Source organism: Streptosporangium nanhuense (genome assembly GCF_059358815.1).
In genome coordinates this window covers 70,959-96,641 of sequence record NZ_JCADBG010000018.1, presented here as the reverse complement: position 1 = coordinate 96,641, position 25,683 = coordinate 70,959, and the positions used below count along the sequence as shown (strand labels likewise).

24 protein-coding genes are annotated in these 25,683 nt (G+C 71.5%); 18 read left to right on the top strand and 6 right to left on the bottom strand.

Annotated features, from left to right (window positions below):
- The first annotated feature begins 33 nt into the window (after positions 1-33).
- From AC5L38_RS30360 to tsaD, 10 genes are all read left to right on the top strand, one after another.
- The gene (locus AC5L38_RS30360) at positions 34-384 is read left to right on the top strand and encodes a holo-ACP synthase (protein WP_495246253.1); all 351 of its coding nucleotides are present in this window, start codon (positions 34-36) and stop codon (positions 382-384) included.
- Between the two features lie 10 nt (positions 385-394).
- A complete protein-coding gene (locus AC5L38_RS30355; protein ID WP_495246252.1) occupies positions 395-1,966 on the top strand; it encodes an NAD(P)H-hydrate dehydratase in 1,572 nt (523 codons plus the stop codon).
- A complete protein-coding gene (gene alr / locus AC5L38_RS30350) occupies positions 1,963-3,090 on the top strand; it encodes an alanine racemase (RefSeq protein ID WP_495246251.1) in 1,128 nt (375 codons plus the stop codon). The genes AC5L38_RS30355 and alr overlap by 4 nt, the downstream gene beginning before the upstream one ends.
- 20 nt (positions 3,091-3,110) lie before the next feature.
- Positions 3,111-4,202 carry an alpha/beta fold hydrolase gene (locus tag AC5L38_RS30345; protein WP_495246250.1) on the top strand — a complete coding sequence of 364 codons (1,092 nt, stop codon included), beginning with the start codon at positions 3,111-3,113 and terminating at the stop codon, positions 4,200-4,202.
- 62 nt (positions 4,203-4,264) lie between these two features.
- On the top strand, positions 4,265-4,717 hold the full coding sequence (gene tsaE, locus AC5L38_RS30340; RefSeq protein ID WP_495246249.1) for a tRNA (adenosine(37)-N6)-threonylcarbamoyltransferase complex ATPase subunit type 1 TsaE: 453 nt from the start codon (positions 4,265-4,267) through the stop codon (positions 4,715-4,717).
- 264 nt (positions 4,718-4,981) lie between these two features.
- The gene (locus tag AC5L38_RS30335) at positions 4,982-5,650 is read left to right on the top strand and encodes a hypothetical protein (RefSeq protein WP_495246248.1); all 669 of its coding nucleotides are present in this window, start codon (positions 4,982-4,984) and stop codon (positions 5,648-5,650) included.
- A 6-nt stretch (positions 5,651-5,656) separates the two neighbouring features.
- A complete protein-coding gene (locus AC5L38_RS30330) occupies positions 5,657-6,220 on the top strand; it encodes a class F sortase (RefSeq protein WP_495246247.1) in 564 nt (187 codons plus the stop codon).
- A gap of 63 nt (positions 6,221-6,283) precedes the next feature.
- Positions 6,284-6,955 (top strand): tRNA (adenosine(37)-N6)-threonylcarbamoyltransferase complex dimerization subunit type 1 TsaB, encoded by a 672-nt coding sequence (tsaB, locus tag AC5L38_RS30325; RefSeq protein WP_495246246.1) that lies wholly within the window; start codon positions 6,284-6,286, stop codon positions 6,953-6,955.
- On the top strand, positions 6,952-7,404 hold the full coding sequence (rimI, locus tag AC5L38_RS30320; RefSeq protein ID WP_495246245.1) for a ribosomal protein S18-alanine N-acetyltransferase: 453 nt from the start codon (positions 6,952-6,954) through the stop codon (positions 7,402-7,404). Before tsaB ends, rimI begins: the two co-directional genes overlap by 4 nt.
- A complete protein-coding gene (tsaD, locus tag AC5L38_RS30315; RefSeq protein WP_495246244.1) occupies positions 7,397-8,428 on the top strand; it encodes a tRNA (adenosine(37)-N6)-threonylcarbamoyltransferase complex transferase subunit TsaD in 1,032 nt (343 codons plus the stop codon). The genes rimI and tsaD overlap by 8 nt, the downstream gene beginning before the upstream one ends.
- A 165-nt stretch (positions 8,429-8,593) precedes the next feature.
- On the opposite strand, the gene AC5L38_RS30310 is transcribed toward tsaD, so the two are convergent.
- The gene (locus tag AC5L38_RS30310; RefSeq protein ID WP_495246243.1) at positions 8,594-9,652 is read right to left on the bottom strand and encodes an alkene reductase; all 1,059 of its coding nucleotides are present in this window, start codon (positions 9,650-9,652) and stop codon (positions 8,594-8,596) included.
- A 108-nt stretch (positions 9,653-9,760) separates the two neighbouring features.
- Between AC5L38_RS30310 and AC5L38_RS30305 the strand changes: the two genes are divergently transcribed.
- On the top strand, positions 9,761-10,414 hold the full coding sequence (locus AC5L38_RS30305; protein WP_495246242.1) for a MarR family winged helix-turn-helix transcriptional regulator: 654 nt from the start codon (positions 9,761-9,763) through the stop codon (positions 10,412-10,414).
- A 48-nt stretch (positions 10,415-10,462) separates the two neighbouring features.
- Here AC5L38_RS30305 and AC5L38_RS30300 read toward each other — a convergent pair whose 3' ends face one another.
- Together AC5L38_RS30300 and AC5L38_RS30295 are read right to left on the bottom strand one after the other, a co-directional pair.
- Positions 10,463-11,794 carry a hypothetical protein gene (locus AC5L38_RS30300; protein WP_495246241.1) on the bottom strand — a complete coding sequence of 444 codons (1,332 nt, stop codon included), beginning with the start codon at positions 11,792-11,794 and terminating at the stop codon, positions 10,463-10,465.
- A gap of 238 nt (positions 11,795-12,032) precedes the next feature.
- Positions 12,033-13,199 carry a class I SAM-dependent methyltransferase gene (locus AC5L38_RS30295; protein ID WP_495246240.1) on the bottom strand — a complete coding sequence of 389 codons (1,167 nt, stop codon included), beginning with the start codon at positions 13,197-13,199 and terminating at the stop codon, positions 12,033-12,035.
- Between the two features lie 243 nt (positions 13,200-13,442).
- Between AC5L38_RS30295 and groES the strand changes: the two genes are divergently transcribed.
- The 3 genes from groES to AC5L38_RS30280 all read left to right on the top strand — a co-directional run bounded on the left by groES (position 13,443) and on the right by AC5L38_RS30280 (position 16,398).
- Complete coding sequence (groES, locus tag AC5L38_RS30290; protein WP_329090052.1) at positions 13,443-13,754, top strand: co-chaperone GroES; 312 nt, start codon at positions 13,443-13,445, stop codon at positions 13,752-13,754.
- A gap of 91 nt (positions 13,755-13,845) precedes the next feature.
- On the top strand, positions 13,846-15,468 hold the full coding sequence (gene groL / locus AC5L38_RS30285) for a chaperonin GroEL (protein ID WP_495246239.1): 1,623 nt from the start codon (positions 13,846-13,848) through the stop codon (positions 15,466-15,468).
- A 291-nt stretch (positions 15,469-15,759) separates the two neighbouring features.
- Positions 15,760-16,398 carry a sigma-70 family RNA polymerase sigma factor gene (locus AC5L38_RS30280; RefSeq protein WP_329090055.1) on the top strand — a complete coding sequence of 213 codons (639 nt, stop codon included), beginning with the start codon at positions 15,760-15,762 and terminating at the stop codon, positions 16,396-16,398.
- 246 nt (positions 16,399-16,644) lie between these two features.
- Here the strand turns inward: AC5L38_RS30280 and AC5L38_RS30275 are convergent, their stop codons facing one another.
- Both AC5L38_RS30275 and AC5L38_RS30270 read right to left on the bottom strand, forming a co-directional pair.
- Complete coding sequence (locus tag AC5L38_RS30275; RefSeq protein ID WP_326635634.1) at positions 16,645-17,022, bottom strand: DUF5319 family protein; 378 nt, start codon at positions 17,020-17,022, stop codon at positions 16,645-16,647.
- A gap of 78 nt (positions 17,023-17,100) precedes the next feature.
- Positions 17,101-18,138 carry a helix-turn-helix transcriptional regulator gene (locus tag AC5L38_RS30270; RefSeq protein WP_495246238.1) on the bottom strand — a complete coding sequence of 346 codons (1,038 nt, stop codon included), beginning with the start codon at positions 18,136-18,138 and terminating at the stop codon, positions 17,101-17,103.
- Positions 18,139-18,697: 559 nt separating this feature from the next.
- Here AC5L38_RS30270 and guaB point away from each other — a divergent pair.
- From guaB to AC5L38_RS30255, 3 genes are all read left to right on the top strand, one after another.
- Positions 18,698-20,179 carry an IMP dehydrogenase gene (gene guaB, locus AC5L38_RS30265; RefSeq protein ID WP_495246237.1) on the top strand — a complete coding sequence of 494 codons (1,482 nt, stop codon included), beginning with the start codon at positions 18,698-18,700 and terminating at the stop codon, positions 20,177-20,179.
- Positions 20,180-20,334: 155 nt separating this feature from the next.
- Entirely contained in the window at positions 20,335-21,453 is a 1,119-nt protein-coding gene (locus AC5L38_RS30260) for a GuaB3 family IMP dehydrogenase-related protein (protein ID WP_495246236.1), read from the top strand.
- Positions 21,454-21,554: 101 nt separating this feature from the next.
- Complete coding sequence (locus AC5L38_RS30255; protein WP_495246235.1) at positions 21,555-22,481, top strand: hypothetical protein; 927 nt, start codon at positions 21,555-21,557, stop codon at positions 22,479-22,481.
- Positions 22,482-22,500: 19 nt separating this feature from the next.
- Here AC5L38_RS30255 and nagA read toward each other — a convergent pair whose 3' ends face one another.
- Complete coding sequence (nagA, locus tag AC5L38_RS30250) at positions 22,501-23,637, bottom strand: N-acetylglucosamine-6-phosphate deacetylase (RefSeq protein ID WP_495246234.1); 1,137 nt, start codon at positions 23,635-23,637, stop codon at positions 22,501-22,503.
- Positions 23,638-23,858: 221 nt separating this feature from the next.
- Here nagA and AC5L38_RS30245 point away from each other — a divergent pair, with 221 nt between their 5' ends.
- Positions 23,859-25,601 carry a glycerol-3-phosphate dehydrogenase/oxidase gene (locus AC5L38_RS30245; protein WP_495246233.1) on the top strand — a complete coding sequence of 581 codons (1,743 nt, stop codon included), beginning with the start codon at positions 23,859-23,861 and terminating at the stop codon, positions 25,599-25,601.
- The last annotated feature ends 82 nt before the right edge of the window (positions 25,602-25,683 follow it).

Genomic DNA, 25,683 nt, shown 5'->3' with positions numbered 1-25,683 from the left:
TCTGATCCCCGGGCCGGTGACTAGCCTGGGAGGATGATCGTTGGTATCGGCGTCGACGTCGTGGACACGGCCAGGTTCGAGGCGACGCTGGCGCGGACGCCCGCGCTGCGGGGGCGCCTGTTCACCGAGGGGGAGAGCACGCTGGGCACGGCCTCCCTGGCCGCCAGGTTCGCGGCCAAGGAGGCCGTCGCCAAGGCTCTGGGCGCGCCTCCCGGGCTGCGGCACCTGGACGCCGAGGTCGTCCGAGGGGAGCACGGGCGGCCCGAGCTGCGGGTGACCGGGCGGGTGGCGGAGGTCGCCGGGGAGCTGGGCGTGACCCGATGGCACCTCTCCCTGACCCATGACGGGGGCGTCGCCATCGCCTACGTGATCGCCGAGGGATAGATTCGGTGGAATGCGGACCGCGTACACCTCCGACCAGATCAGGGCGGCCGAGGCGGCGCTGATGGCGACGCTGCCCGAGGGCACCCTGATGGAGCGGGCGGCCACCGGGCTCGCGGTGGCCTGCGCCAGGATGCTCGGCGGGGTGTACGGCTCGCGCGTCGTGCTGCTCGTCGGCGGCGGCGACAACGGCGGCGACGCCCTGTACGCCGGGGCCCGCCTGGCGGCCAGGGGGGTCAGGGTCGACGCGCTGCTCGCCGGGACACGCGTCCACGCGGGGGGCCTTGAGGCCCTGCGCCGCGCGGGCGGCCGGGTGACGGACCTGCGCTCCGATCACGGCCCCGCGCGGGACCCGGCCCCGGGAGGCCCGGCTCGGAGAACCCCGGAGGACCCGGCGGGAGCGCGCGTCCGCGCCCTGCTCGGCGCGGCCGACCTGATCGTGGACGGGATGCTCGGCATCGGCGGGGCCGGGGCGCTCAGGGAGCCGTACGCGACCCTGGCCCGGCTCGCGAACGACGCGCCCGGCGAAATCGTCGCGGTGGACGTGCCGAGCGGCGTGGACGCGAGCAGCGGCCGGGTGGAGGGCCCGGCGATCCGCGCGGACGCCACCGTCACGTTCGGGGCGTGGAAGAACGGCCTGCTCGTCGATCCCGGCGCCGGGCACGCGGGCCGGACGGAGCTCGTCGACATCGGCCTCGGCCCCCACCTGCCCGACCCCGACACGGCCGTGCCGACCGACCCCGACGTGGCCGCGCTGCTGCCCAGGCCCGGCGCGTCGTCCGACAAGTACCGCAGGGGCGTCGTCGGGATCGCGGCCGGCAGCGAGCGCTACACCGGCGCCGCGGTGCTGGCCGTGGGCGGGGCGCTGCGGGCCGGGGCGGGCATGGTCCGCTACGCCGGGGTCGCCGAGCCGGTGGCCCAGGTACGGGCCCGCTGGCCCGAGGCCGTGATCACCACGCTCGCCCCAGGCGAGGGCGTCGAGGAGGTGGGCCGCGTGCAGGCGTGGGTGCTCGGCCCCGGCCTGGGCACCGGCGACGAGGCGCGCGCCATCGCCCGCTCGGTGCTGTCGAGCGAGGTTCCCGTGCTCGTCGACGCCGACGCGCTGACCCTGGCCGCCCAGGACAGGTCCCTGCTGCGCCGGGGCGCGCCGGTGCTGGTCACCCCGCACGCGGGCGAGCTCTCCCGCCTGATCGGCGTGCCGAGGGAGCGGATCGAGGCGCGGCGCCTGGAGAACGCGCGGCGGGCGGCGGCGGAGCTGGGCGTGACGGTGCTGCTCAAGGGCTCGACCACGCTGGTCGCCGAGGACGGGCGGCCGGTCAGGATCAACCCCACCGGCAGCCCCTGGCTCGCGACCGGCGGCACCGGCGACGTGCTGGCCGGTCTGGCGGGCGCGCTGCTGGCCGCCGGGCTGAGCGGATACGACGCGGCCTCCTGCGCCGCCTACCTGCACGGGATCGCCGGTCGGCGGGGCCCTCTCACCGCCTGGGACGTCGCCGAGGCCCTGCCCGAGGCGGTGCGCTCCCTGCTTGACGGACCGGTCGACGGCACCAGGCACGGTGGCTCACCTGCCAAACTGGGGGAATGAGTTTCCCGATGACTCCCGCCGAGGCACGGGTTGACCTCTCGGCGATCCGTGAGAACCTGGCGCTGCTCGCGAGCCACGCCCCCGGAGCCGAGGTGATGGTCGCGGTCAAGGCCGACGCCTACGGGCACGGGCTGGTCCCCGTCGCGCGCGCCTGCGTGGAGGCCGGGGCGGGACGGCTGGGCACCGCCTACATCCGCGAGGCCCTGGAGCTGCGGGCCGCCGGGATCACCGCGCCGATCCTGGCCTGGATCATCCCGCCGGGCGAGCCGCTGGAGCAGGCCGTCGGGCACGACGTCGAGCTGTCGGCGGGCTCGGCCGCCAAGGTCGACGCGATCGCCGACGCCGCCGCCGCGATCGGCGGGACGGCCAGGGTCCACCTGAAGGCCGACACCGGCATGTCGCGCGGCGGCGCGACGGCGGCCGACTGGTCCGCCCTGGTCGACCGGGCGCTGCGGCGCCGGGCCGAGGGCACGATCGAGATCGTCGGGCTCTGGTCCCACTTCGCCTGCGCCGACATCCCGGGAGACCCGTCCATCGCGGCCCAGCTGGCCGCCTTCGACGAGGCGCTGCTCGTCGCGGAGAAGGCGGGCGCGGGAGGCTCCCACGTCGTCAGGCACATCGCCAACTCGGCGGCCCTCCTGACGCTGCCGCAGGCGCGCTACGACCTGGTCCGCCCGGGCCTCGCGGCCTACGGGCTGAGCCCGGTGCCCCAGCTCGGAGACTTCGGGCTGCGCCCGGCGATGACGCTCGCCGCGCGGATCGCCCTGGTCAAGCGGGTGCCCGCCAGGTCGGGCGTGTCCTACGGGCATCTGTACGTCACGGATCGGGAAACGACGCTTGGCCTCGTCCCGCTCGGGTATGCGGACGGGGTTCTGCGGCACGCCACCAACCTGGCGGAGGTGCTGACCGGCGGCCGCAGGCGGCGGATCGCGGGCAGGGTCTGCATGGACCAGTTCATGATCGACGTCGGGGACGACCCGCTGGCGGAGGGTGACGAGGTGATCCTGTTCGGCGACGGCTCGCGGGGTGAGCCCACCGCTCAGGAGTGGGCGGATTCCCTCGGCACGATCACGCATGAGATCGTGACCAGGATCGGTTCTCGGGTCCCGCGCGTTTACCGGTGAAAGGCAGCTCAGGGGGTCGCATGAGTAGTACCAGACGGCGCAGGGTCGGTATCGCGGGCGCGATCGTCGGTGTCGCGTCGGCGGGGGTGGCCGCCGGGGCCCTCGCCAAGCGGTACGCCGTCGGGCGCATCAGGCTCCGCCCGGACCTGGAGGCGAGCGAGCCGCTCGGAGAGCTGCGCGGCCGCCCCACCACGGTCACCACCTCCGACGGCGTCCCCCTTTACGTCGAGGTCGACGGCCAGGAGGAGGCCCCGCTGACCGTGGTCTTCTGCCACGGCTACACGCTCAACCTCGACTCCTGGCACTACCAGCGGCGCGACCTGGGCGGCACGCACCGCCTGGTCCTGTGGGACCAGCGCTCCCACGGCCGCTCGCCGCGCATCCCGATGAAGGACTGCTCGATCGACCGGCTCGGCGACGACCTGGCCGAGATCATCGAGGCGCTGGTGCCCGGCCCGTGCGTGCTCGTCGGCCACTCCATGGGCGGCATGACGATCATGGCGCTCGCCGACCGGCATCCGGAGCTGTTCGGCGACAGGATCAGGGGCGTCGCGCTGATCTCCACCTCCACCGGCAAGCTCGGCGAGATCTCCCTGGGCCTGCCCGCCCTGCTGTCGAAGGCGGTGCACAGGGTCACGCCGAGCACGGTGTCGATCCTGAGGCGCGGCGGCTCGCTGGTCGACAAGAGCCGCCAGGTCGGCAATGACGTGGCCTTCCTGGCCCTGCGATACCTGGGTTTCGGCGACTCCAGGAACGTCAGCCCCACGGTCGTCGACTTCGCCGAGTCGATGATCCGCTCCACCCCCTTCGAGGTGATCGCCGAGTTCTACCCGGCGCTGATGTCGCACGACAAGCTGAGCGCGCTGCGCGTGCTGGAGGAGGTCCCGACCTCCATCATGGTCGGCGACAAGGACTGGCTGACGCCCGTCGACCACAGCAGGGCGATGGCGGCGGCGCTGCCGAGCGCCCGGTTCACCGAGGTTCCGGAAAGTTCGCACCTGGTCCAGCTGGAGCGTCCTAACGTGGTCAACGACGCTCTGCACGACCTGCTCAAGCGGGTGGACGCGGGCGAGGCCGCCGACGCGGCCGACGCCGGCGACCTGGACGAGTGAGCCCAGGGGTCCGGAAGAGGCGTTGTGAGACACCGAGAGGCATCGACAGGAGTGACGAAGCGGTGAGAATCGTGGCGACCGCCGAGGACATGCGGGAGCTGGGCGAGGAGCTGGCGGCGCTGCTGCGCCCGGGAGACCTGGCGGTGCTGTCGGGCCCGCTCGGCGCGGGCAAGACGACCCTGGTGCAGGGGATCGCCGAGGGGCTCAAGGTGCGCGGCCCGATCACCTCGCCGACCTTCGTCATCGCCCGGGTGCATCCCTCGCTCTCGGGGGGCCCGCCGCTGGTCCACGTCGACGCCTACCGCCTCGGGGGCGACCTGGAGGTCGACGACCTGGACCTGGACGCCTCGCTGGAGGAGTCGGTGACGGTCGTGGAGTGGGGCGAGGGCCTGGTGGAGGGGCTCGCCGACGACCGGCTGGAGATCCTCATCGGCAGGGGCGCGTCCGGCGAGCCGGGCGAGGAGCGGACCGTGACCCTCCGAGGGGTCGGACCGCGCTGGCACGGCGTCGTCTGAATCGTCAAGTCATCCGAACAGTCTCGTCTCGTCAGGGGCGGCACCGGCGCCGCTGACGCCGGGAGTCGTCAAGTCATCTGAACAGTGTCGTCTGATGTGCCTACGAAGCCGGAGAAATCCTGGCACGCTGGCACTACGCCCCATTGGTCTAGATCGTCAGGCGTGATGATCGACTCTGGCGGGTTTGCCCATGTTTAATGGGGAACAGGTGGGAAATCGTGCCGGGCGAGGGTCGTCGGCCGGAGGGCGAAGTGGAGTTCGACGGTGCCAAGCGTCAAGCGTGTCGCGGTTCTGGGAGCCATCGTCCTTTTCGGACTGGTCGGGTGCTCGGCGGGTGCCGAAACGGCCGGTCCGTCCGGCACCCCCACCCCAACCCCGCCTGATTCCGGCATCAGCCGGCAGGACATCGAGGTCCAGCTCCAGCCGGCCCGTGCCAAGGCCGGGCAGAAGGTGTGGATCCTGGCCAACTGCCCGATCCCGCAGGGAGGCCCCGAGCATCGCGGCACCGCCTCCTCCCGGATCTTCCGCACCCCGGTGACCCTCGACCCGATCCTCGCGACGCCGACGCCCGACCCCGCCTCGACCGCCACCCCGACGCCGCGCCCGTGGGTGCGCGGCCAGGCCACCGTCGCCGAGGGCACCGCCCCCGGGGTCCACGAGGTCAACGCCAGGTGCGAGGGGACCAACGACACCGGCAGCGCCAACCTCAGGATCGTGGCCGACACCGAGCCGAGCTCCACCCCCTCCTCCGAGCCCACCTCCAGGCCGACCAGGACGATCATCAGCACCGAGGCGCCGGGTACGGGCGGCGGCGGCACCGCGGCCGGAGGCCCCGCCGACTCGGGCGCCCCGATCGGCACGACCGGTGTCCTGCTCGCCCTCGCCCTGGCGGGCGGCATCGGCATCGCGGTCGTGCGTCGCCGCCGTTCGTAGTCCTCGATGGCCGATTCAACCCGCTGGTCCAGGATCGTCCTGGCCGGAGTGATCACCGGTGCCGTCATGGTCGCGTTCGGCAACAGGGGCGGTGACGTCACGGAGAAGGAGAAGGCGCCCGCCCGCACCTCGATCGTGCCCAGCCGCATCGACATCCCGTCCCTGGGGATCAAGGCGCCCCTGATGAAACTCGGCGTGACGGACGGCCGGGTCGACCTGCCGCCGTACGAGAAGCCGAACGTCGCGGGGTGGGTCAAGGACAGCGCGGTCCCCGGCGACCAGGGGTCCGCGGTGATCCTCGGGCACGTGGACACCAAGACCGCGCCCGCGGTCTTCTACAAGCTCAAGGACATGCGGGAGGGGCAGGTCATCAAGGTCGTGCGCAGCGACGGCAAGGTGGCCCAGTACCGGGTGGACACGATCGAGCAGATCAGCAAGCACCGCTTCCCCGCCGACAAGGTCTATCTTGAGGACGGCCTGCGGCTGATCACCTGCGGCGGCGACTTCGACTGGGACAGCAACGAGTACCGCGACAACCTCATCGTCTACGCCACCCTGGTCAAGACCTGAACGCGGGGTTCGCCCGGGGGAGGTGCCCCGGAGACCCCGCGGGACGGGATAGGCTAACTGTTCGTGCTGGTCCTGGCCTTTGACACCGCCACCCCCGCCGTCACCGCAGCTCTGCACGACGGTGAGAGGGTCCTCGCCGAGTCGACGACGGTCGACGCGCGCCGTCACGGCGAGCTGCTCGTGCCCACGATCGAGACGGTCCTGCGGGAGGCCGGAGTCTCGCTCGGCGACGTCACCGCCGTCGTCGCGGGCTCGGGCCCCGGTCCCTACACAGGCCTCCGGGTCGGTCTGGTGACCGCCCAGGCCCTCGCGACGTCGCTGGGCGTCCCGGCGTACGGGGTGTGCACCCTCGACGCGCTCGCGTACGGCAGCGGGCTGGCCGAGCCGTTCCTGGTGGCCACCGACGCCCGGCGCAAGGAGGTGTTCTGGGGCCACTACCGGGACGCGCGCACCCGGCTGTCGGGCCCCGCGGTGGACCGGCCCCAGGATCTGCCCGGCGAGCTCCCGCTGGTCGGCGCGGGCGCGCGGATGTACGCCGAGATCGTCGGCGCCTCCCGAATCCTGGACGCGCCGGAGTATCCCCACGCGGGCGCGATGGCGGCACTCGCGGCCGGACAGCTCGGTAAACCGGGCGCCACGGGCGCCCCGGACGCCGTGCTCGGCCCGCCCCGCCCGATCTACCTGCGCCGCCCTGACGCCAAGGTGCCCTCGGCGCCGAAGAGGGTCTCCACATGACCGTCGTGCTGCGCCGGATGACCGCTGAGGACCTGCCCGCGGTCATGGAGGTCGAGCGGAAGACCTTTCCCGCCGACGCCTGGAGCGAGGGCATGCTCCGCGGCGAGCTCAACGACCAGCCGAGGACCAGGCACTACGTGGTGGCCCTGGTCGACGACGTGATCGTCGGCTACGCGGGCCTCGCCGCGGCGGGGGACCAGGCCGACGTGCAGACCATCGCCGTCCTGGCCGAGTGGCGCCGGACCGGCGTCGGCGGCGCCATGCTGACCGAGCTGCTCGCCGAGGCCGCCCGCCGGGACGCCGTGTCGGTCTTCCTGGAGGTGCGCGCCGACAACCCGGGCGCGCAGGCCGTCTACGACAGATTCGGGTTCGAGCGGATCGGCGTGCGCCGCCGCTACTACGAGGACGGCACCGACGCGATCATGATGAGGAAGGATCTCCATGGGTGACGAACCGGTGGTCCTGGGCATCGAGACCTCCTGCGACGAGACCGGGATCGGCATCGTCAGGGGGCACACCATGCTGGCCAACGCCATCGCCTCCAGCGTCGAGCAGCACGCCCGCTTCGGCGGGGTGGTGCCCGAGGTCGCCTCCAGGGCGCACCTGGAGGCGATGACCCCGACCGTCGAGCTGGCGCTGGGGCGGGCGGGGATGCGCCTCGCCGACATCGACGCCATCGCGGTCACCGCGGGGCCCGGCCTGTCCGGCGCGCTGCTGGTCGGCGTCGCCGCCGCCAAGGCGTACTCGCTGGGCCTGGGCGTGCCGCTGTACGGCGTCAACCACCTGGCCGCCCACGTCGCGGTGGACCAGCTGGAGCACGGCGCCCTGCCCAAGCCCTGCATCGCCATGCTGGTCTCCGGCGGGCACTCGTCCCTGCTGCTGGTGCCCGACGTCGCCAGGGACGTCATCTCGCTGGGGTCCACGGTGGACGACGCGGCGGGCGAGGCGTTCGACAAGGTGGCCAGGGTGCTGGGCCTGCCGTTCCCCGGCGGCCCGCACATCGACAGGGTGGCCCGCGAGGGCTCCGGCGCGGCCATCGCGTTCCCGCGCGGCAAGTACGACGACGGGACCCTCGACTTCTCCTTCTCCGGCCTGAAGACGGCCGTGGCCCGGTGGGTGGAGGCCAGGGAGAAGGCGGGCGAGGCGGTCCACGTGCCCGACGTGGCGGCGTCGTTCCAGGAGGCCGTCGTCGACGTGCTGACCCGCAAGGCGCTGCGCGCGTGCGCCAAGTACGACGTCCAGGACCTGCTGATCGGCGGCGGGGTGGCGGCCAACTCCCGGCTGCGGGCGATGGCCCAGGAGCGCTGTGACGCGGCCGGTGTCCGGTTGCGGGTCCCCAGCCCCGGGCTGTGCACGGACAACGGCGCCATGGTGGCCGCCCTGGGTTCCGACCTGGTGGCGGCCGGCATCACGCCGTCGGGACTGGACATCCCCGCCGACTCCTCGATGCCCATCACCACCGTCCACGTCTGACGGGCTCGTCCCTCGTGGGGGGTGCGCCGGTCACGCGTGCCCGTCCGGCCGTCGCGCCCCCGTCGGGCGGCGGCTGCGCGGGCTCTTCCCGGCGGGGTGTCCCGGGCGGAGTGCGGGGTGTCATGGGCGGAGTGCGGGTGTCCTGGGCGGAGTGCGCGGGGTGTTTCAGGCGGAGTGCAGGGCCAGCACCGGGTAGTCGGTGTAGCCGCGGTGGTCGCCGCCGAAGGCCGCAGTGTGGTCGGGCTCGTTGAGCTCGGCGCCGAGGCGCAGGCGGATCGGCAGGTCGGGGTTGGCCATGAACGACGCGCCCAGTGCGATCAGGTCGGCGCCGCGCCCCAGCCACCGCTCGATCCGGGCCGCCGGGTCGCTGATCGAGGTGTCGTTGACGATCAGGGCGTTCGGCCAGGACTTGATGAGCCGCTGGTCGAGGTCGTCGACGCCGCTGGGCAGCAGGTGCAGGTAGGCGAGGTCGAGTTCGGCGAGCTCGGAGACCAGCGCCGGGTAGACCTCGTGCATGTCGTCCTCGACCAGACCACCCGCGCCGTTGCCGGGCGAGAACCGGACGCCGACCTTGGAGGCGCCGATCCGGTCGGCCATCGCCCGCGAGACCTCCACGCCGAAGCGGATCCTGTTGGCCACCGACCCGCCGAAGTGGTCCTCGCGCAGGTTGGCGTTCTGCGACAGGAACTGGTGGACGAGGTAGCCGTTGGCGCCGTGCAGCTCGATCCCGTCGAAGCCCGCGTCCACGGCGCGCTCGGCGGCGTCTGCGAAGTCCTGGATGGTCGACTCGACCTGGGCGGCCGTGAGTTCGAGCGGGGCGGGGTTGTCCTGCATGCCGGAGGGGGTGAAGATCTGGCCCTCAAGCCTCACGGCGGACGGCCCGATGGGCAGGTGGCCGCTGTTGTCGGGGTGGCCGATCCGGCCGGAGTGCATGAGCTGGGCGAAGATCCTGCCACCCACCGCGTGGACGGAGTCGGTGACCTCGCGCCACCCGGCCACCTGCTCGTCGGTGTGCAGGCCGGGGGTGTTCATGTAGCCCTGCCCCGCGGAGCTGGGCTGGATCGCCTCGCTGATGATCAAGCCCGCGGAGGCTCGCTGGGCGTAGTAAAGGGCGTTCAGCGACGAGGGGATCCCGTCGACGTAGGACCGTGACCGGGTCATGGGTGCCATCACCAGGCGGTTGGGCAGCTGGAGACCAGCGAGCGAGAACGGTGTGAAAGGCATGACGACTCCTTCTTTGGCTGGCCAACTTGGCTAGCCAATATGCAGTTTTACAACTTGGTCGGCCAACATGCAAACCGGTAGTCTGGGGAAGGACGGAAGGACCTGAACATGGCGGAGCCGCTGATCGACGAGAAGCGCGACGCGACCGAGGGCTTGGCGGCCTGCGAGGACGCCACGGCCGGGGACGCGATCGAGCACGGGGCCGAGGGCGTGGTCAGGGGCGTGACGGGAGACGGGGGCGGGGACGCCGCCGGGGCGTACGGTGAGGCCATCAGGAACTGCGGCGAGTCCGACAGCGACCTCAACTGCCTGATGGCCACCGCGACGCGCGGCCATCGCGTGCTGCTCGCAGGCCTTCTCGGGGAGATCGACCTCTACCCGGGCCAGGAGCGCGTGATGATCGCCCTGTGGGACAACGGCCCCCAGTCGCAGAACAGCCTGGCGAAGATAGTCGGCATCGACGTGTCCACCATGACCAAGACCCTGCAGCGCCTGGAGCGCGGCGGGTTCGTCAGCCGCAGGCCCGACGCGGCCAACCGGCGGATCAGCATCGTCGACGTCACGCCCAGGGGGCACGCGCTCCGTCCCGAGGTGAACCGGGTCCTCGCCGAGGTCCATCGCCGGATGACCCATGGGCTGACGGTTCGGCAGATCGAGGAACTGCTGGCCCTGCTCTCCACGGTGAGGGTCAACCTGTGCCGCGAGGCGAAAACCGTCGAAGGCGACGGGAGCCACAGGGACGGCGCCGCTCACGCCGGCTGACGACGGCCGTACGGGGCCGGGGGCACCCGGAGCCGGGGCCCCCGGGAGTCAGTCCTTGTCGCCCCTGGTGGGGCGGAGCAGGGCCTCGGCCAGGGCGAGCATGGTCTCCTCCAGGGCGCCCAGGCGGCGGGTGAGGTCGGTGTGCGCGGGCTCCACGGTCTCGCTCAGCGCCTCGGAGAGCTGGTCGCGGTCGGGCAGGGCGCGGAGGGTCTCGGCCAGCGGGGCCAGCGCGGCCTCGGCCCGGATGACGCGCTCGTCCAGGGAGTCGAAACGCTCGCGCTGCTCGTCGGTCTGGTCGCCGATGAGCGCGCCGACGCCCAGGACGGCGGGCAGGACCTCCAGGCGCTCGTCCAGGCTCTCCAGGCGCTCGGTGGACTTCTCCGCGTGCCCGTCCAGCGTGGACAGCCGGGAGTCGATGACGTCCATCCGGCCGGTGAGGCGGCCCTCGATGTCGTCGAGGCGCTCCTCGAGGGTGTCGAAGCGGCCGCCGGCCGCCATGCGGTGGCCGTCGAGCCGGTCGATGCGGCTGTCGATGCGGTTCTCGACGGCGGCGGCGCGCTCGTCGATCCTGGGCACGACCAGGTCGACCCTGGCGCCCACCTGCTCGACCCTGCCGTTGACCTGCTCAACCCTGGCGCCGACCTGCTCGACCCTGCCGCTCACCAGGTCGACCTTGCCGTTGACCTGCTCGACGGCGGCGAGCATCCGGTCGGCGGCGGTGCCGACGGCCTGCTGGACGCTCGCGGCCAGGTCGAGCATCCCCGCCTCGACGCGCCCGGCGCGCTGGGAGAGGTCGGCCAGCGCCCTGTCCAGGCGGCTGAACCGGTGCGCCGCGATGCCCATGTCGGCCTGGAGCCTGCCGAGGTGCTCGGCCAGCTGCCGCACCTGCTCGTCGAGGCCCAGCGTGCCGTCCGAGATCGCCCGCAGGCGGGTGAGGGCCTCGTCCACGCTCTCGCCCACGGTGCCGAGGTCGGTCCACAGGCTCGGCAGCTCGCCGAGGGGGGTGACCCGGTCGCGGACGGTGTCGACCCGGCGGCCGAGGGAGTCGACCCGCTCGCCGACGGCGTCGACGTGGTCGCGCACCGCCTCGACGTGCTGGGCCAGGCCCTCGGCCCAGGAGGGCGGCTTGGCGGCGATGTCGTCCAGGCGCCCGTGGACGGACTCCAGCGTGCCGTTCAGCCCGCCGATCTCGCGCTCCCTGACCTCGCGCAGCAGCCACTCCATGCCCTCCAGGCGCTGCCGGATCTCGTCGAGCACCGCGCCCTGGGTCCGCTGCTCGTAGACGTGGTCCTGCGCCGCGCGGGCGAGGAGCTCGCGCATCCGGTCGGAGATGGCGGTCTGGCTGCCTGCCTGGAGCAGGGTGTGGTCGGAGTGATCCACCGAGAGCTCCTTCACTCGCCGACGCTCAGCCGCGCGGTTGGATTTGATGGGATTTGCCGATGAACGAGATGAAACCGCAGGTGAGAGAGAACTCCCGCCCGGCAACCTTAGCCCCTGGATCAAGGTTTTCCGGCGGCGAGATTAAAAGAGAGGAATTGCCGGTTGGCTGGAAGAATTGACTATTTTGGCTGGTCAACCAGGGCTGATCCGGCCGGTTATGTGAGATCGATCCGGCCGGTCAGAGGGGGTCGCACACGAAAGCGAACGGCCGGTCGCCGATTCGGGTGAGAATGACCACCGCGGATTCGTCACCGGAAAGCCGGAGCTCTTTCCTGAGGCGGTCGACGTCCACCGCGGAGCCCCGCTTCTTGATCGTCACATTCCCCGCGCCGCGCTCCCGGAGCACCGCGCGCAGGCGCTTGAGCGAGAACGGCAGCGTCTCGCGGACCTCGTACCGTGACGCCCACGGCGTCGGCACCGCGGCGTCGCCGGTGATGTAGGCGATCTGCGGGTCGAGCAGGTGCCCGCCGACCGCCGCGGCGATCTCCGCGACCAGGTGGGCCCGGATCGCCGCGCCGTCCGGCTCGTAGATGTAGCGGCCGGCGGGGCCGGTGGCGGGATCGCCGAGGGCGGGGTCGGGCGTCATCGTGGCGCCCGAGGGCAGGATCGTGGCCCGGCGCCCCGTCTCGCCCGCCAGCGCGCCGCACCAGATCACGGCCTCCTTGACGTCGCCCCTGTACGAGACCCACTCGGCCTCCGCGCCCTCAGGGACGAACTCGTACGGGATCCCGGGGGCGACCTTCAGGCAGGCGGCCCCGGCCCCGGCCACCATCCCCAGCACGGCGGGCCAGGGCGGCGAGTAGCCCATCGGGTCGAAGGTCCTGCCCCGCACCGTACGGCGCGCCGGGTCGGCGAACAGGACGTCGAAGGCGGCCGGGTCCAGGGTGGAGGCGTCGGCGGCGCGGACCGAGACCCGGTCGCCGAAGCCCAGGGCGTCCGCGTTGGCCTGGGCGATCGCCGCGGTGAGCGGGTCGGTGTCGACGGCCTCCACCGAGCACCCGGCCCTGGCCAGGGCGAGGAGGTCGCCGCCGATGCCGCAGCAGACGTCGGCGACCCGCGAGCCCGCCGGGACGCGCCGCGCCCGGTGGTCGGCGACCTCCCGGCGGGTGGCCTGCTCCAGGCCGGTCCGGGTGAAGTACATGAGATCGGCGTCGGCCCCGAACTTCTCCCGCGCGCGCAGCCGGAGCGTGGCCTGCGTGAGCGCCGCGGAGGTCAGGTCCGCGTCGTAGGTCTTCCTCAGTCTGGTCACCGCCGCCACCGGGTCGTCGCCGGCGGTCCCGGCCGCCGCGTCCAGGGCCTCCTGGCCGCGCGGGGTGAGGAGTTCCCGGAATGCGTCGAGATTCACACCGGCCGACGCTACCGCCTCAGCCGTAAGGGTTCGCGAGGGGCTTCCACCTGGCTTGACGTTCGCGTGAAGCGCAGAAGGGGTGCTTCGTGTTGACTGTCAAGGCCACCTTGCATACTGTTCCGTATTGGCACTCTCCCGGTGAGAGTGCCAAATACATGCGACGAGGCAGGTCTGACACCCGCGACGGCAGACCGCTGGTCGCCTCTTCTAGATCGTTCACATCTGAAGGGGAGGTCCGACGTGACGACCGCCACCAAGGTTCCCGTTAAGCCGCTCGGCGACCGCATTGTGGTCCAGCCGCTTGAGGCCGAGCAGACCACCGCTTCCGGTCTGGTCATCCCGGACACCGCCAAGGAGAAGCCGCAAGAGGGCAAGGTCCTCGCGGTGGGTCCCGGCAACTGGGATGAGGAAGGCGAGAAGCGCATTCCGCTCGACGTCAGCGAGGGCGACGTGGTCCTCTACAGCAAGTACGGCGGCACCGAGGTGAAGTACAACGGCGAGGAGTACCTCGTGCTCTCCGCCCGTGACGTGCTCGCCATCATCGAGAAGTAATTCTCAACTTCACAAAGATGACGTATCGAGCCCCGGGTCGCGACAGCGCCCGGGGCTTTGATGCGCCGACGTACTTATAGAGAGGATTGTCATGCCGAAGACCCTGTCGTTCGAGGAGGACGCGCGCCGAGCTCTCGAGCGCGGCGTGAACGCTCTCGCGGACGCGGTCAAGGTGACGCTGGGCCCGCGTGGTCGTAACGTCGTCATCGACAAGAAGTTCGGTGCGCCCACCATCACCAACGACGGTGTAACCATCGCCCGCGAGGTCGAGCTGGAGGCGCCGTACGAGAACCTCGGCGCCCAGCTGGCCAAGGAAGTGGCGACCAAGACCAACGACGTCGCCGGTGACGGCACCACCACCGCGACCGTCCTGGCCCAGGCCATGGTCCGCGAGGGCCTGCGCAACGTGGCCGCCGGAGCGCAGCCGCTCTCCCTCAAGCGCGGTATCGACATCGCGGCCAAGGCCGTCAGCGACCGGCTCATCGAGTCGGCCCGCCCGGTCGAGGACAAGAAGGAGATCGCGAATGTGGCGACGATCTCCGCGCAGGACGCCAGGATCGGCGAGCTGATCGCCGAGGCGTTCGACAAGGTGGGCAAGGACGGTGTCATCACCGTCGAAGAGTCCAACAGCATGGGCCTGGAGCTCGAGTTCACCGAGGGTCTCCAGTTCGACAAGGGTTACCTGTCGCCCTACATGGTGACCGACCAGGAGCGCATGGAAGCGATCCTGGAGGACCCCTACATCCTGATCACCCAGGGCAAGATCGCCTCGGTCTCGGACTTCCTGCCGCTGCTCGAGAAGATCGCGCAGACGAAGAAGGCCCTGCTCGTCATCGCCGAGGACGTCGAGGGCGAGGCCCTCGCGGTCCTCGTCACGAACAAGATCCGTGGCACCTTCACCTCTGTCGCCGTCAAGGCGCCGGGCTTCGGCGACCGCCGCAAGGCCATGCTGCAGGACATCGCCATCCTCACCGGTGGCCAGGTCGTCAGCGAGGAGATCGGCCTCAAGCTGGAGCACGTCGGCCTGGAGGTGCTGGGCACCGCCCGGCGCGTCGTCATCACCAAGGACTCCACCACCGTCGTCGACGGTGCCGGTGAGGCCTCGGCGATCGCCGACCGCGTCAAGGAGATCAAGCTCGCCATCGAGCAGTCCGACTCCGACTGGGACCGCGAGAAGCTCCAGGAGCGCCTCGCCAAGCTCTCCGGCGGCGTCTGCGTGCTCAAGGTCGGCGCGGCCACCGAGGTGGAGCTGAAGGAGAAGAAGCACCGCCTGGAGGACGCCATCTCGGCGACGCGCGCGGCGATCGAGGAGGGCATCGTCTCCGGCGGTGGCTCCGCGCTCATCCACGTCGCCAAGGTCCTCGACGACCTGGGCCTGACCGGCGACGAGGCGACCGGCGTCTCCATCGTCCGCAAGGCGCTCGTCGAGCCGGCCCGCTGGATCGCGGAGAACGCCGGTCTCGAGGGCTACGTCGTGACGGCGAAGGTCACCGAGCTGCCCGTCGGCCAGGGCTTCAACGCCGCCACCGGCGAGTACGGCGACCTGATCGGCCAGGGCGTCATCGACCCGGTCAAGGTCACCCGCTCGGCCGTCCAGAACGCGGCCTCCATCGCCGGCATGCTGCTGACGACCGAGGCCCTCGTGGTGGACAAGCCCGAGGAGGAGGCCCCGGCCGCCGGCGGCCAGGGTCACGGCCACGGCCACGGTCACTGATCGACCACCGGTCGGCCACTGATCGATCATCGGTCCCGAACGGCTCGCGTCTCCCCGGAGGCGCGAGCCGTTCGCGTTTCGCGGTAAACCGAAAACGATCTCAAGCGTCACGCTGGACAGAACGACAATCGCGGTTCTCACGAATAGTCGACGTATTTAGCAATCGAATGAAATATTTGCACATTCTGTAGTCGATGTTGTCGCCGTTCGATTACGCCCCGTTATCTCCGCCTCAATGTGACCAATCCGTAGCCGTTTGCGATGACGACAGTCACTACCAGGGCGGGCATCATGCCTAACGTGACCGAGGGATGCGTCGCCGACGCCAAAAATGGGGTGAGGCTTGCGACGAGGTCTGACGGGGTCGCCCACAGGGACGATCTCAAGGATCTGACGAGCCTCGCCGTTCAGGGGGATCGCACCGCGATCGAATCTCTGATCGCGCAACTGCGGCCGATGGTCGTCCGATATTGCCGTGGTCGTCTGGGCCGGGTTTCCGGTCAGTATCACATCGCGGACGACGTGGCCCAGGAAGTATGCATAGCGGTGCTGTCCGCACTGCCCCGCTACCGTGACATGGGACGCCCGTTCGCGTCCTTCGTCTTCGGCATCGCGTCTCACAAGGTGGCCGACGCGCTGCGCAGCTCCGTACGATCCGCCGTGCCCACCCAGGACCTTCCTGACGGGCCCGACGAGGGTCCGGGGCCGGAGGAGACCGTGGTGCGTTACATCGAGGCCGAACACGCCCGCCGGCTGCTGTCGAGGCTGCCGGACAACCAGCGCGAGCTGCTCATGCTTCGAGTGGTGTCGGGCCTTTCCGCCGAGGAGACCGGTAATGTACTTGGCATGTCACCAGGTGCGGTTCGTGTGGCCCAGCACAGGGCGCTGGCCCGGCTACGAGCGATGGCGGAGCTGGAGTCGATAGCTTGACCGCGGAGCAGTCGAGCAGGGAGCGCGAGCGCAAGCCCGAACCGCGGGACGGGGCTCGCGACGACCCGGAGCGAGAACGATCATGACAACGGTTCACCCGCGACGTCCGGCTCGGAGATACGGGCCGGACGAGGACCCGGCGGTAGCCGAGACCGAGGAGCTCGTGGAGGCGCTCTCCGCCAGGAGGCCCGTCCCCACCTCGGACGCCGCGGTCGCCCTGCTGGCGGCCCTGATCGGCGACGTGGATCAGCGGTGTTCTTCGGTGTCGATCACGCCGTCCACGTAACCACGGGCGTATTCCCAGCTCACGTAGTCGGTGGGGTTGGGCTGGTAGGCGGGCTCGTGCACCTGGGGCTGGCCGTTCTCGATCATCTGGCGCAGGTTGCCGCGCAGCAGCTCCCAGTCGAAGTAGTGCTGCTCCCCGCACTCGGGGCAGTCGAGCACCAGGCCGAGCACCCCCTGGGGCTCCAGCAGTGAGCGGAAGACCTCCACGTCGGCGAGGTCGGTCATGGCCTCGTCGCGCTCGTCCGTCGTCAGCGGCTCGGGATCGTCGGGATCGCCCAGCGCCGCCGCCGGGTCGTCGGGGTCATCCGCGAACGGGTCGCGAGGGACATCGTCGAGCACGATCCCACCTTATGGCCTGGATGTGACAGACAGGTTCCGAACTGCACGAGTAGGACGCTTCCGGGCGGCACGGGCAGGTCAGGGGCCCGGAGCCGGCTCGGGGCCCCGGGCGAGCCAGCCGCGCCGGGAGGCCTCCACGCCGGCCTGGAAACGGGACTGCGCCCCCAGCTCGGCCATGGCGTCGGCGAACCTGGCGCGCACCGTGCGGACCGAGACGCCCAGCTGGCGGGCGATCATCTCGTCGGGCACCCCCTGGGCGGCCAGCCGCAGCACCCGGACCACCCCGTCGTCGCGGTAGGTCCAGGGCAGGCGGGCCCCGCGGGCCCACAGCTCCTCGAAGAGCGAGCGCAGCGCGGCCACCACGACCGGAGCCCTGACCAGGTGGAAGTTGTAGGCGTTCTCGGCGAGCGCGCCGCCCCACTGGGCGGGCATGCCCGCGGCGTCGTCCCCCGCGACGAGGAACCAGCTGGGCAGCGTGTCGAAGGTGCGCACCTCGGCCCCGGCCCGCTCGAACTGGTCCAGCTTGTCGCGCAGGCCGGGGATCTCCAGGGTGTGGACGGGGATGGCGACCCGGCAGGAGAGCAGGCCGTCGCGCTGGGCCCCGATCCACTGGTCGGCGTAGCGGTGCGCGAAGTCGCTCATCGTCCGCCGGTCGGGGATGCCGGAGAGCAGCTGCAGCGGCGGGGCCTGGACCGCCATGCCGATCACGCTCTCGTACAGCTCGTCGGCGCCCCCGACCAGGTCCACGGAGAACTGGCCGGTCTGGTAGTCGCGCCCGGCGTCGTACTGGTGGATGAAGCCGCGGATCGAGCCGAGGACGGTGTCGATCCTGCGGCTCTCGGCGGCGAGCCGGTCGAGCCTCTCCGCGATCAGGTGGCCGAGGGCCGCGGCCGGGTGGCGGGCGAGGTACTCGCCCCCCTGCTCGTCGACCACGCCCAGCCGTACCAGGGTGGCCAGCTCGCGGGCGAGCGGCTCGGGCGGGCGGTTGGTGGCCTGGGCGAGATCGGCGCAGGTGGCGCGGTGCAGACGCAGGACCGCGTTGTAAATGATCGTCTGGGCCGGGGTGAGCCCCAGCGTCTCCAGCGGGTCGGGAAGGGTGGGGGTGTCGGTACTCATCAGCGAGGGACTCCTGCACGTGACACGAGATCTGGCGAGGATAACCCGGCGAATCATCCCTGTCCGGGCGTTGCTCCTACTCGCATGCCGCCGCGTGCAGCTTCGTGCAATTGCACGTTTGAACATTGCAGGACGAACGCATCGTGACGCACTCTTGACGCAGCGTCGGCAGAAGGCGCGGATCACGCAGCCAGCCGGATGCGGAGGGGGGTTCGGTTGGCGTAACGGCATCTCCGCGCCGATGCCGGTGATCCGGAGGACCGAGCGGGTCACCGACCGCTCGGTCCTCCGCTTTTCCCCGGGCCCTCGGGGGCCCGTCTTCCCCCCGGGCTCCCCGGGGCCCGTCTTCCCCCCGGGCTCCCCGGGGCCCGTCTCTTCCCGGAAAGGCCCGGGAAGGCCCGGGAGGCCCGGCAAGCCCCGGTGCCCCGGCAAGCCCCAGGAAGACCTTTGCGCCCCGGATTTCCCCCGGGTCCACCGGGTTTGGCGCCAGACTCTAAACTGTGACCCGGGGGTCGGCGCCTTTCCCCGTCATGAGAGCGCCGCGGCAGGAGGGTTGCAGATGGCCAAGTTCACCGAGCCGGGGCTCACGTTCGACGACGTGCTCCTCGTTCCCGCGTATTCGGACCTGCAGCCGGGGCAGGCCGACACCACCACGCGGCTTTCGCGAGGCATCACCCTGCGGATCCCGCTGGTCTCCGCGGCGATGGACACGGTGACCGAGGCCCGCATGGCGGTGGCGATGGCGCGTCAGGGCGGCATCGGCGTCCTGCACCGCAACCTGTCGATCGAGGACCAGGCCCAGCAGGCCGACCTCGTCAAGCGCTCCGAGGCCGGGATGGTCACCAACCCGGTCACCTGCTCCCCCGACGAGACGCTGGCCGACGTCGAGCGCCTGTGCGCGACGTACCGGATCTCCGGCGTCCCGGTGACCGACGAGACCGGCGTGCTGGTCGGCATCGTCACCAACCGCGACATGCGCTTCGAGACCGACGAGCACCGTCCGGTACGCGAGGTCATGACCCCGATGCCGCTGGTCACCGCGCCGGTCGGGGTCTCCACCGACGACGCGTTCGCCCTGCTCAAGCAGAACAAGATCGAGAAGCTCCCGCTGGTCGACGCCGGGGGCCGGCTGCGCGGGCTCATCACCGTCAAGGACTTCACCAAGAGCGAGCAGTATCCCCTCGCCACCAAGGACGCCGACGGCCGGCTCGTCGTGGGGGCGGCCGTCGGCGTCGGCGGCGACGCGGAGAAGCGGGCGATCGCGCTGATCGAGGCCGGGGTCGACGTGATCGTGGTGGACGTCGCGCACGGCCACTCCAAGGGCCTCGCCGACATGATCGCCAAGATCAAGTCCAACAGCCGGGTCGACGTGATCGGCGGCAACATCGCCACCCGCGCGGGCGCCCAGATGCTGGTCGACGCCGGGGTCGACGCGGTCAAGGTCGGGGTCGGGCCCGGCTCCATCTGCACCACCCGCGTGGTCGCCGGTGTCGGCGCCCCGCAGGTGACGGCGATCCACGAGGCCTCGCTGGCCGCCGGCCCCGCCGGGGTCCCGGTGATCGGCGACGGCGGCCTCCAGTACTCGGGAGACATCGTCAAGGCCATCGCGGCCGGGGCCGACACGGTCATGCTCGGCTCCCTCCTGGCGGGCTGCGAGGAGTCCCCGGGTGAGCTGATCTTCATCAACGGCAAGCAGTTCAAGTCGTACCGGGGCATGGGCTCGCTCGGCGCGGTCCGCAACCGCGAGCGCGGCGGGGCCTCCTTCAGCAAGGACCGCTACGCCCAGGGCGACGTCGGCAACGAGGACAAGTTCATCCCCGAGGGCATCGAGGGGCAGGTCCCCTACCGCGGCCCGGTCGCCGCGGTGGCCCACCAGCTCATCGGCGGCCTGCGCCAGGGCATGTGGTACTCCGGGTGCCGTACGGTCGCCGACATGCACGTGCGGTGCGAGCTGATGCCGATCACGGCGGCGGGCCTCAAGGAGAGCCACCCGCACGACATCCAGATGACGGTCGAGGCTCCCAACTACCACGGTCGCTAGGGCGGGCCCGCGCCGGGCACGCGGGAGAACGTGGCGTGCGCCGTGCGCGCACGGGACGCCGCGCGCACGGCCGTACCGCATGGAACGCGGCGTGCATGGCGCACGCCCGGAACGCGGCGTGCCCCACGCACGCACGGAACGGGAAAGATAGACATATGACTCAGGTGGAGATCGGCCGCGGCAAGAACGGCCGTCGTGCCTACGCGCTCGACGAGATCGGCATCGTTCCGTCCCGTCGCACCCGCGACCCGGAGGAGGTCTCGATCGCCTGGCAGATCGACGCCTACCGCTTCGAGCTGCCCGTCGTGGTGAGCCCGATGGACAGCGTGGTCTCGCCGAAGACCGCCATCGAGGTCGGCAGGCTCGGCGGTCTCGCCGTGCTCGACCTCGAAGGGCTGTGGACCCGGTACGACGACCCGATGCCGCTGCTGGAGGAGGTCGCCGAGCTCAAGGGCGAGCCCGCCACGAAGCGGCTGCAGCAGATCTACGACGCGCCGATCAAGGAGGAGCTGATCGGCCGCCGCATCGAGGAGATCCGCGCCGCCGGGGTGGCGACGGCCGTCCGGCTGTCCCCGCAGCGCACGGTCCAGTACCACAAGGCCGTCATCGACGCGGGCGTGGACATCTTCGTGATCCGCGGCACCACGGTCTCCGCCGAGCACGTCTCCGGCCGGGCCGAGCCGCTCAACCTCAAGCAGTTCATCTACGAGCTCGACGTCCCCGTGGTCGTCGGGGGGTGCGCCACCTACACCGCGGCGCTGCACCTGATGCGGACCGGCGCGGCCGGGGTGCTCGTCGGCTTCGGCGGCGGCGCCTCGCACACCACCCGCACGGTGCTGGGCGTGGTGGTGCCGATGGCCACCGCGATCTCCGACGTGGCCGCGGCCCGCCGCGACTACATGGACGAGTCCGGCGGCCGTTACGTCCACGTCATCGCCGACGGCGGCATGGGCACCTCCGGCGACATCGCCAAGGCGATCGCGGTGGGCGCGGACGCGGTCATGGTCGGCTCGCCGCTGGCGAGGGCCGTCGAGGCCCCCGGCCAGGGCTTCCACTGGGGTTCCGAGGCGCAGCACCCCGAGCTGCCCAGGGGCAAGCGGGTCGAGTTCGGCACGGTCGGCACGCTGGAGCAGATCCTGCACGGCCCCTCCTCGGTGGCCGACGGCTCGATGAACCTGATGGGCGCGCTCAAGCGCACGATGGCCACCGCCGGATACTCCGACCTCAAGGAGTTCCAGCGGGTCGAGGTCGTCGTCGCCCCGCAGGTCAGCTGAGATCTACCGGGGAAGGGCCTCACCGGAGCCCCTTCCCCGGGAGCTCCCGCGTCGGCGGTAACCGAAATGACGTGCTTGAAGAAATCTGTGAGCATTCATACGTGCCAAATGATCGGGAGCTCCGGGTCGCCCTCAAGGAAGGGCCGTTCCACGTCGCGTTACGTGCCGCGGTGGAGACCCGCGGGCTGACCCTGAGCGGGCTCCGCCAGCAGCTCGGGGAACGCGGCCTCCGGGTCGGGATGACGAGCCTGAGCTACTGGCAACAGGGTCTGCGCCGCCCTGAGCGCCCCGAGTCGCTGCGCGCCGTACGGGCCCTGGAGGAGATCCTCGTCCTGCCGCCGCGCTCTCTCATGGCCCTTCTCGGCCCGCCCCGGCCGCGCGGGCGGGACGCGAGGAAGCTGCCGGTGGGCGCCCTGCCCTACTCCGCGATCATGGGATCCTCCCGGACGCTGTCGGCGATGATCCACGATCTGGACGGGGTGGCCGACGACCGGCGCCTGCACATCGCCGGGATGTACGAGACGCTGCAGATCGGCCCTGACCGCAGCACCGTGCGGCGCGAGACGCTCCAGGTGGTTCAGGCCCACGAGGAGGCCACCGACCGCTACATCATGGTCTACCGGGGCGACCTGGGGTGCGACGTGGAGCGCGTGCGCGTCCGGGCCCTGGAGGACTGCCGGGTCGGCCGGGTCCGCCGCGACGGGCCGACCGCCCTGGTCGTGGCGGAACTGCTGTTCGACCAGGTGCTGCGGCCCGGCGAGACGCAGATCATCCGCTACGAGCTGGCCGATCCGAGCGGCGTGGAGACCGTCGAGTACGAGCGGGGCTTCCGGCACCCGGCCGGGCAGTACGTGCTCCGGGTGAACTTCGCGCCGCAAGCCCTCCCGGTGCGCGTCCAGCGGTTCGCCCGGCACGGCACCGGCGCCGAGGACCTCGGCGAGCTCTCCCTCAACGCCCACAACGCGGTGCACCTGGTGGCCGGGTCGCTGGAACCCGGCCTGGTCGGCATCCGCTGGGACTGGTCCTGACCCTCCCGGATCCAGGGGTTCAGCGGGGCTCGGTGATCCAGGTGCCGCCGCGCATGACGCCGGAGACCTCCAGGTCGTCGGTGAGCACCACCAGGTCGGCCCGCTTGCCGACGGCGACGGATCCCAGGTGGTCGGCGAGACCGAGGACCCGCGCGGGGGTCAGGGAGGCGATCTCGGAGGCCTCGGCCAGCGACAGGCCCACCTCGCGCACGGCGCGCCGGAACGCGACGTCCATGGTCAGGGTGCTGCCCGCGATGCTGCCGCCCTCGGCCAGCCGGGCCACTCCGTCCACGACGTTCACGGTCATCGGGCCGAGCCCGTAGACGCCGTCGCCCATGCCCGCCGCCGCCATGGCGTCGGTGATCAGCGCGGTCCTGCCGGGACCCGCGACCTCGAAGGCCAGGCGCGTCATCGCCGGATGCAGGTGCACGCCGTCGTTGATCAACTCGACCGTGACGCGCTCGTCCTGGAGCAGCGCGGCGATCGGCCCGGGGTCGCGGTGGTGCAGCGGCGGCATCGCGTTGTAGAGGTGGGTCGCGACGCTGCCGCCCGCCTCGATGCCGGAGATCGTCTGCTCGTAGGTGGCGTCGCTGTGGCCGAGGGCGGCGATCACGCCGCCTGCCACCGCCTCCCGTACGGTGTCCAGCGCGCCGGGCAGCTCGGCGGCGATGGTGATCATCCGCACGTGGCCGCGCCCGGCCTTGAGCAGCCCGGAGAGCTCCCCGGGCGAGGGCTCGCGCAGCAGCGCCGGGTTGTGCGCCCCGCACCGGGCGGAGGAGATGTAGGGGCCCTCGAAGTGGATCCCGGCCAGCAGGCCGTCCTCGCACAGGTCGGCGAGGGAGGCGGCGGCCCGGGCCAGGTCGTCCGGGGAGGCGGTGACCAGGCTGGCCATGAGCGTGGTGGTGCCGTGGCGGGCGTGCAGGTCGACGGCCCGGCTCGCCTGGTCCGGGTCGCCGGTGGGGAAGGAGCCACCCGCCCCGCCGTGGTTGTGGATGTCGACGAAGCCCGGTACGACGTACCGGCCGCCGAGACCGAGCCCGGCGCCGGGGGCCGAGCCCTGGCCCACGTGGGTGATGCGGCCGTCTTCGATGGTGAGCCAGCCTTCGTGGACACCTTCGGGGGTCACGACGCGGGCGTCGGCGAGTGTGATGCTCATGCTCCCCATCCTCGCTGGTCCCCGGGAGAACCGGCTCCCGGCACTCCCGGTGGGAGGTTTCCGGGTATTGCCCCTCCTTTGGCCTCTCGTTGTCTTCCCGCTGTTCACAGGGGTATGGCGTGAATCACCACCGCCGTTTCCTACCGGTCGGTAATGGTGCCTAGGGTAGATGGGTAGATACCTCACGTAAGGCGACAAGCCGCACCCCAGGGGGTTGCACAATGACGGCGCGAATGGGCACCGGACGGCTCGGTCCTGCCGAGCGGTCCGCCGCACTGGCGCAGATGGGCGCCGAGGAACTCGACGTGGTGGTGATCGGAGGCGGGGTCGTCGGAGCGGGAGTCGCGCTGGACGCGGCGACCCGAGGCTTGTCGGTCGGGCTGCTGGAGGCGCGTGACTTCGCCTCGGGGACCTCCTCCAGGTCGTCCAAACTGATCCACGGCGGCCTGCGCTATCTGGAACAGCTCAACTTCGATCTGGTCAGGGAGGCGCTCCAGGAGCGGGCCCTGCTGCTGCAGCGGATCGCCCCGCACCTGGTGCGGCCGGTGCCCTTCCTGTTCCCGCTGACGCACTACGGCTGGGAGCGGCCCTACGTCGGCGCGGGACTGGTGCTGTACGACACGATGGGCTTCTCCACCGGCCTCGCCCGGGGAGTGCCCGGCCACCGGCACCTGTCGCGCAAGAGGGCGCTGCGGCTCGCGCCCGCGCTGCGCAAGACGGCCTTCTCCGGCGCGGTGCAGTACTGGGACGCCCAGGTCGACGACGCCCGCCACGTGATGACCACCCTGCGGACGGCGGCCATGTACGGGGCCAACGTCGCCTCGCGGGCCCAGGTGGTGGGTTTCCTGCGCGAGGGGGAGCGGGTCACCGGGGTCCGGGTGCGCGACCTGGAGGGCGGCAGGGAGCTCGACGTGCGGGCCCGCCAGGTGGTCAACGCCACCGGGGTGTGGACGGACGACGTCCAGGAGATGGTCGGCGGGCGCGGGCAGATCCACGTGCGCGCCTCCAAGGGGATCCACCTGGTGGTGCCGCGCGACCGGATCCACTCGCTCACCGGGATCATCCTGCGCACCGAGAAGTCGGTGCTCTTCGTCATCCCCTGGGGCCGTCACTGGATCATCGGCACCACCGACACCGCGTGGAAGCTGGACCGGGCCCATCCGGCGGCGTCGCGGTCGGACATCGACTACGTCCTCGACCACGTGAACGAGGTGCTCTCGGTCCCGCTCACCCGCGAGGACGTCGAGGGCGTCTACGCCGGGCTGCGCCCGCTGCTGTCGGGGGAGTCGGAGGAGACGTCCAAGCTCTCCCGCGAGCACGTGGTGGCCCATCCGGTTCCGGGGCTGGTCATGGTGGCCGGGGGCAAATACACGACATATCGTGTTATGGCGAAGGACGCGGTCGACGCCGTGGCGCACGGCCTGGACCAGCGGGTCCCGCCCTCCTGCACCGACCGGGTCCCGCTGGTCGGGGCCGAGGGCTACCAGGCGATGTGGAACTCCCGGCAGCGGCTGGCCCAGTCCTCCGGGCTGCACGTGGCCAGGATCGAGCACCTGCTCCAGCGGTACGGGTCGATGATCGACGAGGTGCTGGCGCTGATCGAGCGGGACCCGTCGCTGGCCAAGCCGCTGACGGGGGCCGACGACTACCTCCGGGCCGAGGTGGTCTACGCGGCGACCCACGAGGGCGCCCGGCACGTGAACGACGTGCTGACCCGGCGTACGCACATCTCGATCGAGACCTTCCACCGTGGCCTGGGCGTGGTCGAGGAGACGGCCCAGCTGCTCGCCGAGCCGCTGGGCTGGGACGCCGAGCAGGTCAAGCGCGAGGTGGAGTACTACACCAAGCGCGTGGAGTCCGAGCGGCTCTCCCAGGAGCAGGACACCGACCAGGAGGCCGACGCCATCCGCCTCGGCGCCCCGGAGATCGTGCCGGTGGCCAGTCCCGAGACGAACCCGGTGTAGCCCTTGAAAAACGGAAAGTCCCCGGGCCCCGAGAGACTCGGGGCCCGGGGACTCCTCCGGAGGGACTGACGGTACCCCGGAG